Source organism: Caballeronia sp. NK8 (assembly GCF_018408855.1).
Classification (GTDB): domain Bacteria; phylum Pseudomonadota; class Gammaproteobacteria; order Burkholderiales; family Burkholderiaceae; genus Caballeronia.
On the sequence record NZ_AP024322.1, the window covers coordinates 1406365 to 1420277 of the forward strand.

The window sequence follows — 13913 nt, forward strand, 5'->3', positions numbered from 1 at the left end:
TATGCGCTTAAAAAATGAATTGATCCGGTTGACGCTTCGGGTTGACGTTTCGGTTCGGTGAATCAGCCGCGGGCGAGCACCACTACGCCGATCAGAATGATGCCGATGCCGACGAGCCGCTGCATCGACAGCACCTCGCCGAACAGATACCACGCCGCGAACGCATTGACGACGTAGCCGAGCGAGAGCATCGGATAGGCGATCGACACATCCACCCGCGACAACCCGACGATCCACACGACGACGCTCAGCACGTAGCACGCGAGCCCGCCGATGATGGGCAACTGGGTCGCGATCCTGAAGCCGACCGGGACGATATTGGCGGCCGTCAGGTCGAAATGGCCCACCGCGTTCACGCCGGCTTTGAGCAGGAGCTGGGCGCACGCGTTCAACAATACGCCGATGATGATGCAAGTGAAGGAAATCGGGTTCATCGCGCCTTTTTCAAATGCGGAACAAGGATACTCGGTTCGTCGCGAAATGCCGAACGATCGTGCGGCGCAACATCGTCGCTGGGAAGGATCAGAAGGCTCACGGCTGCGGCTTCTCCACGATCACGCGGCGCTCGTCGCGCGCGATCACCTGCATCGGCACGTGACGCGCCACGAATTCGTCGTAGCGGGACGGCGGCATCAGTGCGAGCGCGTAACGCTTCGAATCCCACAACTTGATCCATTCGTCGATGCTCGGCACCCATTTCTGCGGTTCGGTTTGTACGCCAAACGTAAGCTCGTCGGCTTCGTGGACCATGATCATCGTGTGATCGAGGTAGAAGGGCATCGTGTGATCGAGCTTCGCAATCGAATAGAACGGCGTGTCGGGCGGCAGCTTCGCCATCGCGGCCTTCACGGCCGGCACGAGGTTCACGCCCGAGCTCTGCGTGCCGAACACGTCGTGGCCGGAGCCGGCGATCGTGCCGAGCAGCAGCCACGCCGCGCCCAGCCCGGCGGCGCCCGCGAGCACGCTGCGCCGGTTCAGCCAGATCGCGAATACGGTCACGACGAACGCGACCGCGAGGCCCGCGTACACCCAGATCTGGAATTCGCGATAGAGCGCATTCGGCGTGTTTGCGCTGCCCGCGCGGCCGAGGAAGATCGCGCCGAACGCCGCGGCGATCAGAAACACCGCGTAGCCGATCAGATGCATGCGGTAGCGCGTCTTCGTCAGCGACGGCAAATAAAGCCCGATCACGAGCGCGATCGCCGGCGCGATCGGCAGCACGTAGGACAGGAGCTTCGAGTGCGACGCGCTGAAGAACAGGAAGATGAACGCCGACCAGACGAGCAGCATCGTCACGGGTGCGAAGCCGTTGGGCTGACGCGGCGTCTTCAGGCCGTGACGCACGCTCTGAAAGGTGATCGACAGCCACGGCAGAAATCCGACGATCAGCACCGGCACGAAGTAATAGAACGCGCCGGGGCGGTTCTGCTCGGGCGTCAGATAGCGCTTGAACTGCTGAACGATGAAAAAGAAATTGAAGAACTCGGGGTTCTTCATCTGCACGAGCGCGAACCACGGGGCCGTGACGATCAGGAACACGATCAGCCCGCTGCCGATATAGAGCCGCTTCCACAGCGCCCAGTCGCGCGCGACGAGCGAGTAGAGAATGAGCGTGGCGCCGGGCAGGATCAGGCCGATCAGCCCCTTAGACAGCACCGCCGCGCCCATGCCGGCCCAGCAGAGCCACATCCACAGACGGACTTCGCGCGTCGGCAGGCCGGGGCGCTGGGCGAGCAGCAGCGCGCAGAGCGTCAGCTCCATCCAGAACGACAGGGCCATGTCGAGCGTGTTGAAGTGACCCATCAGGTTCCAGTACGGGCAGGTCGCGAGAATGACCGCGGCCGCGAAGCCCGTCAGCGCGTTGAATACTCGCGCGCCCGTGTAGCCGACGAGCAGCACGCCCGCGAAACCCGTGAGCGCGGTATAGAAGCGCGCCTGCCATTCGCCGATGCCGAACCAGGCGAACGTGAGCGCGTTCGCCCAAGTTTGCAGCGGCGGCTTCTCGAAATACTTGTAGCCGTTATAGCGCGGCGTGATCCAGTCGCCGGTGACGAACATCTCGCGTGCCATTTCGGCATAGCGGCCTTCGTCGCTCGGCACGAGATGGCGATAGCCCAACGGCGCGAACCAGATGATCGCGAGCGCGAGAACGAGAAGAATGAGCGAAAGACGTGTGAGCGGTAGCCGCGAAGGCGTATCGTTCATGAAGTCAACCTGTCCGATGCCGCGATGCGCGGCGCTAGTGAAACGAAATGGGCGATGGGCGCGCATACTCAGGCACGCATTTTCGATGCGAGTTCGCATTGATCGGCCACGCCGCGCGATTTGCACCGACGCCCCGAATCCATCCGGCGAATGCCCGTCGCATCCCGGAAAGGCGGACGCCGGGCGGGAGTGTAGCGCACGCCCGGCCTGCATTCGTCAATTTTGAAGCGGACAGACCCTGGCGCGCGCCGGGATCGGACGGGCGGCGCAAGTCTGCCAGCGCTTCCTTAACGAATACTTAGCGGCCTGCTCAGGTTTCGATCAGCAGCGCAGCGGCCACGCGCCGGCCTTCGGACATCAGGATGTTGTAGGTGCGGCAGGCCGCGCCAAAATCCATCGTCTCGACGCCGATCCGGTGCTTCGCCAGTTGCGCCGTCAGGCGCGGATGCGGAAAGCGCAGCCGCGACCCGCTGCCGAAAATGACGACCTCGGGCGCGGCCTCGACGAGCGCGTCGAAATGCTCGGGCGCAAGCGCCTCGAACGACGACACCGGCCATGTCGCGACGGGCATCTCGGGCATGACGATCACGCTGCCTTCGTGCCGCGCGAGATTGATCGCCACGAAACCGTCTCCGTAGCTCGTAATGGTGTTGAGCGCGTTGTTGGAATCCTGGTGCAGTTTCAAAACAGTGATCCGGCAAGGGAAAGGGTGACGACCCAGCGTTCGCCGCGACGGCGGGAGCAGCCTGCACACCTTCTGGCGCGTCGACTTCGGGCCGCGCAGACGCGTTCCTTTGGTGCATTGCGGAACTGAGTCATAATCAGTAAATTATAACTTTTCGGCCGCCGGGCTTGCTCGTGCGCCGTCCGTTGCCCCCGCGCGCCGCCACAAGCCGCCGCCGGCGCGCAATCCGGTCCGCATCGCCCATGCCTTACCTGGCGCGGCGTCTAAAATGCATCGTTCGGCGCTCGGGAACGAGCGAGTCGTCCGGGCGAGCCGCCTTCAGGCTTAAAACTCGGTTTTCATCGAACGCCCGTTCGCCGTCCGCGCACGAGGCTGGCTGTCCGGAACGCCGAGCCGCACCTGATCGACATCAGAAAAACCAGTCCGCATCAACACCCAGACCCAGAGCGCCAGCCGTGAAACCGATTCTCAAATCCAACAAGCTGCAAAACGTCTGTTACGACATTCGCGGGCCCGTGCTCGAACACGCGAAGCGCCTCGAAGAGGAAGGGCATCGCATCATCAAGCTCAATATCGGCAATCTGGCGCCCTTTGGCTTCGAAGCGCCGGACGAGATCATCCAGGACATGATCCGCAACCTGCCGGGGTCGTCGGGCTATTCGGATTCGAAGGGCGTGTTCGCCGCGCGCAAGGCGATCATGCATTACACGCAGCAAAAGGGCGTGGCGGGCGTCGAACTGGACGATATCTACATCGGCAATGGCGCGTCCGAGCTCATCGTGATGGCGATGCAGGCGCTCCTGAACGACGGCGACGAAGTGCTGCTTCCGGCGCCGGATTATCCGCTCTGGACGGCTGCGGTGAGCCTGTCGTCGGGCACGCCGCGCCACTATATGTGCGACGAGAGCAACGGCTGGATGCCCGATCTCGACGACATCCGCGCGAAAATCACGCCCAACACCAAGGCGCTCGTCGTCATCAATCCGAATAACCCGACCGGCGCGCTGTATTCGGACGAACTGCTGCGCGACCTGATCGCGATCGCGCGCGAGCACGGCCTGATCATTTTCGCGGACGAGGTCTACGACAAGATCGTCTACGACGGCAAGACGCATACGTCGATGGGCGCGCTGTCCGAAGACGTGATCACGGTCACGTTCAACAGTTTGTCGAAGAGCTACCGTTCGTGCGGTTATCGCGCGGGCTGGATGGCGATTTCCGGGCTGATCGAAGAGAACCGCCGCCGCGCGAAGGATTATCTGGAAGGTCTCGGCATTCTCGCGTCGATGCGCCTGTGCCCGAACGTGCCGGGCCAGTACGCGATCCAGACCGCGCTCGGCGGCTATCAGAGCATCAACGACCTGATCGTGCCGGGCGGACGTCTCTACAAGCAGCGCGAGCTCGCCTACGACATGCTCACGGCCATTCCCGGCGTGACCTGCGTGAAGCCGCAAGCCGCGCTCTACATGTTTCCGAAGCTCGATCCGAAGATGTACCCGATCCAGGACGATCAGCAGTTCATCACGGACCTGCTGCTCGAGGAGCGTGTGCTGCTGGTGCAGGGCACGGGCTTCAACTGGCCGACACCGGATCACTTCCGCGTGGTCTTTCTGCCGAACGTCGACGATCTCGCGGATTCGATCAACCGTATCGCGCGCTTCCTCGACGGCTATCGCAAACGACATTCCGCTTAATCTCTCTTTTAAAGACTCGCGCTGCATGGAACCGATCAAAGTAGGACTCTTGGGCTTCGGCACGGTCGGCAGCGGCACCTTCACGGTGCTGCGCCGTAACCAGGAAGAAATCAAACGACGCGCCGGGCGCGGCATCGAAATCGCGCGCGTCGCGGTGCGAACGCCGGCGAAGGCCGAAGCCGCGAAGCAGGAAGGCATCGCGGTGACGGACGACTTTGGCGCGGTCGTCGACGATCCTTCCATCGATATCGTGTGCGAAATGATCGGCGGCACGGGCTTCGCGCGCGAGTTGGTGCTGCGCGCGATCGCCAACGGCAAGCATGTCGTGACGGCCAACAAGGCGCTGCTCGCGGTGCACGGTACGGAGATTTTCGAAGCCGCGCGCGCGAAGGGCGTGATGGTCGCGTTCGAAGCGGCGGTGGCGGGCGGCATTCCGATCATCAAGGCGCTGCGCGAAGGGCTGACGGCGAACCGCATCGAGTACATCGCGGGCATCATCAACGGCACGACGAACTATATCCTCTCGGAGATGCGCGACCGCGGGCTCGACTTCGCGACCGCACTGAAGGCCGCGCAAGAGCTGGGCTATGCCGAAGCCGATCCGACCTTCGACATCGAAGGCGTCGACGCCGCGCACAAGGTCACGATCATGAGCGCGATCGCGTTCGGCGTGCCGGTGCAGTTCGATCGCGCGTATGTGGAAGGCATCAGCAAGCTCGCGGCCATCGACATTCGCTATGCCGAAGACCTTGGCTACCGTATCAAGCTGCTCGGCATCGCACGGCGAACGGAGAAGGGCATCGAGTTGCGCACGCATCCGACGCTGATTCCGGCCAAGCGCCTGCTCGCGAACGTCGAAGGCGCGATGAACGCCGTCGTCGTGCACGGCGATGCAGTCGGCACCACGCTCTACTACGGCAAGGGCGCGGGCGCTGAGCCTACCGCTTCCGCCGTGGTCGCCGATCTCGTCGACGTGACGCGCCTGCACACGGCCGATCCGGAGCATCGCGTGCCGCATCTGGCGTTCCAGCCGGACAGTCTCTCGAACACGCCGATCCTGCCGATCGACGAAGTGACGAGCGGCTATTACCTGCGCCTGCGCGTCGCGGACGTGACGGGCGTGCTCGCCAACATCACGCGCATTCTCGCGGACAAGGGCATTTCCATCGATGCGTTGCTGCAGAAGGAGTCGGAAGAAGTCGACGGCGCTAACAAGGGCGAAACCGACATCATCCTCATCACGCACGAGACGCTGGAAAAGAACGTGAACGCGGCGATCGCCCAGATCGAGGCGCTGTCCACGGTGGTCTCGAAGGTGACGAAGCTGCGCATGGAAGCGCTCAATTAAGGGCAAGGACGCACGATGAACTACATTTCGACGCGCGGCGCCGGCAGCAACGAGCGCCACACGTTTTCCGACATCCTTCTCGGCGGGCTGGCGAAAGACGGCGGCCTGTATCTGCCGGCGGACTATCCGCGCGTATCGGCCGATGAACTCGCGCGCTGGCGCACGCTCTCGTATGCGGATCTCGCATTCGAAGTGCTGTCGAAGTTCAGCGACGACATTCCCGCCGACGACCTGCGCTCGCTCACGCGCAAGACCTACACGGCGCAGGTGTACAGCAACGTGCGCCACGAAGAGAGCGCGGCGCAGATCACGCCGCTCAAGACGCTCGGCGTGGAAAACGGCGCGACGCTCTCGCTGCTGGAACTGTCGAACGGTCCGACGCTCGCCTTCAAGGATATGGCGATGCAACTGCTCGGCAATCTGTTCGAGTACGCGCTGGAGAAGCACGGCGAGACGCTGAACATCCTCGGCGCGACCTCGGGCGACACCGGCAGCGCCGCCGAGTACGCAATGCGCGGCAAGGCCGGCGTGCGCGTCTTCATGCTGTCGCCGCACAAGAAGATGAGCGCGTTCCAGACCGCGCAGATGTTCTCGCTGCAGGACCCGAACATCTTCAATCTGGCCGTCGAAGGCAACTTCGACAACTGCCAGGACATCGTGAAAGCCGTATCGAACGATCACGGCTACAAGGCGAAGCACAAGATCGGCACGGTCAACTCGATCAACTGGGCGCGCGTCGTCGCGCAGGTCGTGTACTACTTCAAGGGCTATTTCGCCGCCACAACGAGCAACGACGAGCGCGTGTCGTTCACGGTGCCGTCGGGCAATTTCGGCAATGTGTGCGCGGGGCATATCGCGCGCATGATGGGCCTGCCGATCGATCAGCTCGTCGTCGCGACCAACGAAAACGACGTGCTCGACGAATTCTTCAAGACCGGCGTGTATCGCGTGCGCGGCGCGGCTGAGACGTATCACACCACGTCGCCGAGCATGGATATCTCGAAGGCGTCGAACTTCGAGCGCTTCGTGTATGACCTGCTCGGCCGCGATCCGGCGCGCGTGCTGCAACTGTTCCGCGATGTCGAGGAGAAGGGCGGCTTCGATCTCGCGGCGAGCGGCGATTACGCGCGCGTGAAGGAATTCGGCTTCGTGTCGGGCAAGAGCGACCACGACGACCGCGTGAAGACCATCCGCGACGTGTTCGAACGCTATCAGACCATGATCGACACCCACACCGCCGACGGCGTGAAGGTTGCGCGCGAGAACCTGAAGCCCGGCGTGCCGATGATCGTGCTTGAAACCGCGCAGCCGATCAAATTCGGCGAGACGATCCGCGAGGCGCTCAATCGCGAGCCGGAACGGCCCGCCGCGTTCGCCGGACTTGAAAAACTGCCACAAAGGTTCGATATCGTTCCTGCGGACGCGGGCGTGGTGAAGGCGTTCATCGCCGAGCGCACGTAAAGGGACATCCGGGACATCCGCCTCGCGCGGATCAGCGTCGAAAGCGCGCGGGGCGCGGCTCGAATGGCCGCGCCCCGTTGCTTTTGGCCGCCCCGGAAGGCCGCCATCCGGCTCAAAAGCCCGCAAATTCTGCTAAAATCTCAGGTTTTTCGTCGTACCCCATTCAAAAGGACGCGCCGTGCTGTCTACCGCCAATATCACCATGCAATTCGGGCCCAAGCCCCTCTTCGAGAACATCTCGGTCAAGTTCGGCGAAGGAAACCGCTATGGCTTGATCGGCGCCAACGGCTGCGGCAAGTCGACCTTCATGAAGATTCTGGGCAGCGATCTGGAACCGAGTTCCGGGAACGTCATGCTGGAGCCGAACGTCCGCCTCGGTAAGCTGCGCCAGGATCAGTTCGCGTACGAAGACATGCGCGTGCTCGACGTCGTCATGATGGGTCACACGGAAATGTGGGCCGCGATGACCGAACGCGACGCGATCTACGCCAACCCCGACGCGACCGACGACGACTACATGCGCGCCGCCGACCTCGAAGCCAAATTCGCCGAGTACGACGGCTACACGGCCGAGGCGCGCGCGGGCGAGTTGCTGCTCGGCATCGGCATCGCCATCACCGATCACAATGGCCCGATGAGCAACGTCGCGCCGGGCTGGAAGCTGCGCGTGCTGCTCGCGCAGGCGCTGTTCTCGAAGCCCGACGTGCTGCTGCTCGACGAGCCGACCAACAACCTCGACATCAACTCGATCCGTTGGCTGGAAGACGTGCTCAACCAGTACAACTCGACGATGATCATCATCTCGCACGATCGACACTTTCTGAACCAGGTCTGTACGCACATGGCGGACATGGATTTCGGCACGCTGAAAATCTGGCCGGGCAACTACGACGACTACATGCTGGCTTCCACGCAAGCGCGCGAGCGTCAGCAGAACGCCAACCAGAAGGCGAAGGAGCGCGTGGCCGACCTGCAGGACTTCGTGCGCCGCTTCTCGGCCAACAAGTCGAAGGCACGTCAGGCAACCAGCCGCCTGAAGATGATCGACAAGATCAAGATCGAGGAATTCAAGCCGTCGTCGCGTCAGAATCCGTTCATCCGCTTCGAATTCGAGAAGAAGCTGCATAACATCGCGGTCGTGGCCGAGGATCTGACCAAGAAGTACGACCGCACGATCTTCCAGAACTTCTCCATCAGCGTGCAGCCGGGCGAGCGCATCGCGATCATCGGCGAGAACGGCGCGGGCAAGACGACGCTGCTCAAGTCGCTCAAGGGCGCGCTCGACCTCGATCACGGCACGGTGAAGTGGGCGGAGAACGCGAACGTCGGCTATATGCCGCAGGACACCTACGAAGAGTTTCCGAAGGAAGAGACGCTGACCGACTGGATCGACCAGTACCGCAAGGAAGGCGACGACGAGCAGATGGTGCGCGGCACGCTCGGCCGGTTGCTCTTCAACGCGGACGACATCAAGAAGAACGTGAAGGTGCTGTCGGGCGGCGAAAAGGGCCGCATGATCTGGGGCAAGCTGATGCTGGGCCGCCACAACGTGCTGCTGATGGACGAGCCGACCAATCACATGGACATGGAGTCCATCGAGTCGCTGCAGATCGCGCTGGACAAGTTCGATGGCACGCTGATCTTCGTTTCGCACGATCGCGAGTTCGTGAGCGGGCTGGCGAACCGGATCATCGAAGTGAGAACCGATGGCACGCTGCGCGATTTCGGCGGGAATTACGAGGATTTTCTGTCGAGTCAGGGCATTCAGTAAGACCCGGCTTCCCGCACTGTTTGAAAAACGGCCCGTTTCGAAAGAGCGGGCCGTTTTTTCATGGGCTTACAGGTGGTCGTTGCGAAACCGCATCGCCGTGCCCTCGCGCGTGATGCGCGCCCAGATCGCGCGTTTTTCATCGTCGGTGAGGAACACCCAGTTCGACACCTCGCCGGCCGTGCGGCCGCAGCCTTTGCAGACTTCGTCGAAGAGCGTGGAACACACGCCGATGCAGGGGCTATCAGGAAGGTCGTGAAGATTCGAAGACATTGGCGGTCAAAAACGTAAAAAAGCTCAGCGCGCGATACTGTAGCCTATTCGCGCGATCCAGTGATGTCGCTGGTTGTAATCGAGGATGTCCTCGCCGTAGCCGTTGAAGTAGCTCACGAACAGATAGCCGCCCCACGCGCTGCCGACCAGTTTGGCGAGCGGGTAGGTGAGCTGCGAGTCGACGCTGCCGTACCAATGCTTCGTGCCCTTGCGCAGCGTGGTCGCGAGCTGCCAGCCGTCCGGACTGCCGTACTTCACGAGAAAATCGACATAGCCGCGATAGTCCGCGATGTCCTCGTTGCCCGACTTCGACAGGTAGTAGTAGAACTTCGGCGAGAGCGTCAGATGATTGCCGTTCAGGTCGCCGAAATCCCAGGTCGGGCGCACGAACGCGATGTTGATCGAGCGCGACTCGTCCCCGCTCTTGCCGTTCGATTCGTGCCCGAAGCCCGCCGACACGCCCATGCGCGTGAAAAGCGGACTCTTCCATCCCGTGTCCTCCACGTAATAGAACAGCTGCGGCTGAAAGCTGATATCGCGAAACGGCACGGACTCGGCGGAGAGATTCCAGATCGCCGTCTGCGTATAGCCGAAGTAGAGATTGTCCAGCAAGCCGCGTGAGCGCGGATCGTCGGGCAGATGCAGCCGGTACTTGAAGCTGAACTGGAATTTCGCGAGGTTGTCGCCGTTCTTGCCGTCGGCGAAATAGATCGGCTCGAAGGTCGAGAAGCGGCCGGAGAGCATCGTGTCCTGCGAGGCCGTCGGCACGACGGCGGTATTCGCGGCGGCGCTCGCGCTCGCAAGCTGCGCGGGCGTCGTCGCCTGCGTTTCGCGTCGCTCGGCCGCGGCGACCTGCGTTTGCGTATCGCTTCGATTGATCGTGACGAGCATCGGCGAGGCATCGAAGCCGACCGGGTCGATCTTCACCGTGCCGCGCGCCGAATCAGGCCACGGCGCCGAAAAGCGCACGCGACGATACTGCCCCGGCGCAAGACGCAAGCGGTCGGGCACGGCGGGATCGCGTGCGAGCGTGAGCGGCGCGGGCGGCAGGTCGCCGTTGGTCAGGTTGACGGTCAGTTGCTTCGGCACGTCGACGGTCAGGGGTTTGGCGTCGTCGTCGGTGTAGAGGAGCGTCAGTTCCAGCGGCTGCGCGGCGGCGGCTTCGCGCGCGGGTTGCAGCACGGCGACGGTCGCGTGGGCCGCGCCGCCTGCACCGAGCAGAATGATGAAGAGCGTGAACGTGCGTGCGCGGTCGGTGAAAGCCATCTAATTCGGGTCCTGATTCGGGCGGGAAGGAGCGCGGTCATCGCGCGCCAGAAGACTCCGGTAGCACAACCCGCGCCACGCCCCCGAAACCGACACGAAATTTGCAGCTTCAGCCCGAAAATACCGCCTGCCACAGCATCGCGCCGTTCAGCGCGACGATCACGCCAGCACACGCCCACGCCAGCGCGAGCGGCACGCGCGCGACGCGCCAGCGGCCCATCAGACCGGCATCGGAGGCGAAACGCACGAGCGGAATGACCGCGAGCGGCAATTGCAGGCTCAGGACGACCTGCGTCGCGACCAGCAGCGCGTTCGAGCCATGCTGGCCGAAACTCGCGACCGCGACCAGCGCCGGACCGATCGCGAGGCCGCGTGTCAGGAGCGCGCGGGCCCAGCGTGCCATTTTCAGACGCAGGAAGCCTTCCATCACCGCCTGACCCGCGAGCGTGCCGGTGACCGTCGCGTTCAGGCCGCAGGCGAGCAGGGCGGCGGCGAACACGACACCCGCCCAATGGCTGCCGACGAGCGGCGCGATGAGCCGGTGCGCATCGGCGAGATCGTCGATGTCCGTATGGCCGCTTGCGTGGAACACGGCGGCCGCGACCAGCAACAGCGACGCATTGACCACGAACGCGAGCGCCAGCGAGCCGAAAGTGTCGATGTTCACGCCGTATAGCGCGCGACCGATGGCGGCGTCGTCGCGGCCGCTCGCGTGCTCCTTCACGAGCGCCGAATGCAGATACAGGTTGTGCGGCATGACCGTCGCGCCGAGAATGCCCGCCGCGAGCCAGAGCATGCCGGCATCGCGCACGAGCTGGCTCGACGGCGCAAGCCCGCGCAGCGCATCGCCCCAGACCGGATGCGCGAGCGCGAGTTCGATCACGAAGCACAAGCTGACGAAGAAGATCAGCGCGGTCACGGCGCGCTGCAACGGCCGCTTGCCGCGGCTTTGCAGCGCGAGCATCGCGAAGGTGCCGACCGCCGAGATCAGCACGCCGGCGGTGAGCGAGAGGCCGAACAGCATCTGCAGCGCCACCGCGCTGCCGACGACCTCCGCGACATCGCAGGCAATGATCGCGATCTCGCACGCGATCCAGAGTATGAGCGTGGTGCGGCGGCTGTAGCGCTCGCGGCACAGTTGCGCGAGATCGCGCCCGGTGACGACGCCCACGCGCGACGCGACCCATTGCAGCAGCATGCCCATCAGGCTCGCGAGCAGGACGACGAAAAGCGGCGAGTAGCCGTAGCGCGCGCCGCCCGAGAGCGCCGTCGCCCAGTTGCCGGGGTCCATGTAGCCGACCGCGACTAGCGCGCCCGCCCCGGCGAACGAATACCAGCGTCCGTGCGGGCGCGGCGCCCGCTGACGCTCCTCGCGGCTCGCCGCGGGCGACTGCACGTCGGATTGCGCGGCGGATAGCTGGGCGAGCGCGGACGGATTGGTATTCATGCGTTAAGCGGCCTCGAATAGCGGGTCAACGGCGGCGTCATGTCAGTCGTATACGCGTGCGTTGCGGTTCTGGACGCACCGCGTGTTCGCGGCGCACGTCGAATTGGCTCGCAACAACTGTTCCGCTGGCTATTCGTCAGGCTCGGCATCCGGTTCCGGGCGTGCGTCGTCGCGGGACCCGGGAAGCCGATCACGAATAATGACATTGCATCGGGCTTACACGCGTGCGTGCCACTTTGGAGAGTGTGGTTTTATCAGGTGCCGCCGGGCTCGATTAGGGGCTAAAATGCGCGCTCTTTCCGGCTGCCCGCGAGCGGAGCGAAGCCGTGGAAAGGCCCGCGTGGCAAGACTGTGGCCGCGCGATGCAAGGGCGTGTACATTTTGCGCGACACGCGGCGCATTATTTTTTGTCGCCCCTGCGTTTAATGGTAGTTTTCGGGGTTTTGAGGGAGTCGTGGACCAGATCGGACGACGGGACGTGCGCCGGGTCCGCGCGGCACGACGCCGTGACAAGTCGGAACAAGGGAGAATCGAGATGAACGAGAAACTGGCGAGCCGCATGGCGAAGCTGGCGGGCGCCCTGACATGCGCCGCGATGTTGACCCCGCTCGCAGCGATGGCGAAAGACACGCAGTTGAACGTGTACAACTGGTCGGACTATATCGCCAAGGACACGATTCCCAACTTCACCAAGCAGACCGGCATCAAGGTGAAGTACGACAACTACGACAGCGACGACACCCTGCAGGCCAAGCTGCTCACCGGGCGCTCGGGCTATGACATCGTGGTGCCGACGAGCAATTACGCGGGCAAGCAGATCGCCGCCAATATCTTCGCGCCCCTCGACAAGTCGAAGCTGCCGAACCTCAAATATCTCGACCCCGACCTGATGAAGCTCGTCGAGGGCGCCGATCCCGGCAACAAGTACACGGTGCCCTGGGCGTACGGCACGACCGGCCTCGGCTACAACGTCGACAAGGCGAAGCAGATTCTCGGCCCCAACGCCGAACTCAATAGCTGGGACATTCTCTTCAAGCCCGAGAACATCTCGAAGCTGAAGGCGTGCGGCGTCTCCGTGCTCGACGCACCGGACCAGATGTTCGCCGCCGCGCTGCATTACATCGGCAAGGATCCGATGAGCACGAATCCGGCCGACTATCGCGAAGCGCTCGCGATGATGAAGAAGATCCGCCCGTACATCACGCAGTTCAACTCGTCGGGCTATATCAACGACATGGTCGGCGGCGACATCTGCTTCACCTACGGCTGGTCGGGCGATGTCGTGATCGCGAAGCATCGCGCGGTCGATGCGAAGAAGTCGTTCAAGATCGAGTACTACATTCCGAAGGGCGGCGCGCCCGTGTGGTTCGACGTGATGGCGATCCCGAAGGACGCGAAGAACAAGGACGCGGCGCACGAGTGGATCAACTACATCGAGACGCCGCAGGTTCACGCCGCGATCACGAACGCGGTGTACTACCCGAGCGCGAACCTGGAAGCACGCAAGTACGTGGACAAGGACGTCGCGAACGACCCGGCCGTGTATCCGCCGCAGGAGGTCATCAAGACGCTGTTCCTGCTGAAGCCGCTGCCGCCGGAAATCCAGCGCCTGCAGACGCGGCTCTGGACGGAATTCAAGTCCGGCCGATGAATCGCAAAAGCCGGTTATTCTTTTGAATCGACGAAGCCCCTGGACCTCCGGGGGCTTTGTTCGTGGTCGCATCGCACATCGGTGCAGGCCGCGGAAGTCACATGGAAGCAAGGAG

At 63.2% G+C, this 13913-nt stretch carries 11 protein-coding genes; 5 read left to right on the plus strand and 6 right to left on the minus strand.

The window, feature by feature from the left end; all coding sequences use genetic code 11:
• Positions 1–62: 62 nt before the first annotated feature.
• From NK8_RS06820 to NK8_RS06830, 3 genes are all read right to left on the minus strand, one after another.
• On the minus strand, positions 63–434 hold the full coding sequence (locus tag NK8_RS06820; protein ID WP_162065566.1) for an SMR family transporter: 372 nt from the start codon (positions 432–434) through the stop codon (positions 63–65).
• Between the two features lie 97 nt (positions 435–531).
• A complete protein-coding gene (locus NK8_RS06825) occupies positions 532–2205 on the minus strand; it encodes a glycosyltransferase family 39 protein (protein WP_213228282.1) in 1674 nt (557 codons plus the stop codon).
• Between the two features lie 310 nt (positions 2206–2515).
• Complete coding sequence (locus tag NK8_RS06830; RefSeq protein ID WP_162065568.1) at positions 2516–2890, minus strand: Mth938-like domain-containing protein; 375 nt, start codon at positions 2888–2890, stop codon at positions 2516–2518.
• A 455-nt stretch (positions 2891–3345) separates the two neighbouring features.
• On the opposite strand from NK8_RS06830, the gene NK8_RS06835 reads away from it, so the two are divergent.
• From NK8_RS06835 to NK8_RS06850, 4 genes are all read left to right on the plus strand, one after another.
• Entirely contained in the window at positions 3346–4584 is a 1239-nt protein-coding gene (locus tag NK8_RS06835; RefSeq protein ID WP_213228284.1) for a pyridoxal phosphate-dependent aminotransferase, read from the plus strand.
• Between the two features lie 25 nt (positions 4585–4609).
• Positions 4610–5932: a homoserine dehydrogenase gene (locus NK8_RS06840; protein ID WP_061176165.1), complete on the plus strand. Its 1323-nt coding sequence runs from the start codon at positions 4610–4612 to the stop codon at positions 5930–5932.
• Positions 5933–5947: 15 nt separating this feature from the next.
• The gene (gene thrC, locus NK8_RS06845; RefSeq protein WP_213228286.1) at positions 5948–7393 is read left to right on the plus strand and encodes a threonine synthase; all 1446 of its coding nucleotides are present in this window, start codon (positions 5948–5950) and stop codon (positions 7391–7393) included.
• Between the two features lie 178 nt (positions 7394–7571).
• Positions 7572–9164, plus strand: coding sequence for an ABC-F family ATPase (locus tag NK8_RS06850; RefSeq protein ID WP_162065572.1), 1593 nt, complete (start codon positions 7572–7574; stop codon positions 9162–9164).
• A gap of 66 nt (positions 9165–9230) precedes the next feature.
• On the opposite strand, the gene NK8_RS06855 is transcribed toward NK8_RS06850, so the two are convergent.
• The 3 genes from NK8_RS06855 to NK8_RS06865 all read right to left on the minus strand — a co-directional run bounded on the left by NK8_RS06855 (position 9231) and on the right by NK8_RS06865 (position 12147).
• On the minus strand, positions 9231–9434 hold the full coding sequence (locus NK8_RS06855; RefSeq protein WP_061176162.1) for a DUF1289 domain-containing protein: 204 nt from the start codon (positions 9432–9434) through the stop codon (positions 9231–9233).
• Positions 9435–9458: 24 nt separating this feature from the next.
• On the minus strand, positions 9459–10700 hold the full coding sequence (locus NK8_RS06860) for a phospholipase A (RefSeq protein WP_213228288.1): 1242 nt from the start codon (positions 10698–10700) through the stop codon (positions 9459–9461).
• 109 nt (positions 10701–10809) lie between these two features.
• Positions 10810–12147, minus strand: coding sequence for an Nramp family divalent metal transporter (locus tag NK8_RS06865; RefSeq protein WP_213228290.1), 1338 nt, complete (start codon positions 12145–12147; stop codon positions 10810–10812).
• Positions 12148–12682: 535 nt separating this feature from the next.
• Here NK8_RS06865 and NK8_RS06870 point away from each other — a divergent pair.
• Positions 12683–13798, plus strand: a complete 1116-nt coding sequence (locus tag NK8_RS06870; protein ID WP_061176160.1) for a polyamine ABC transporter substrate-binding protein — start codon at positions 12683–12685, stop codon at positions 13796–13798.
• The last annotated feature ends 115 nt before the right edge of the window (positions 13799–13913 follow it).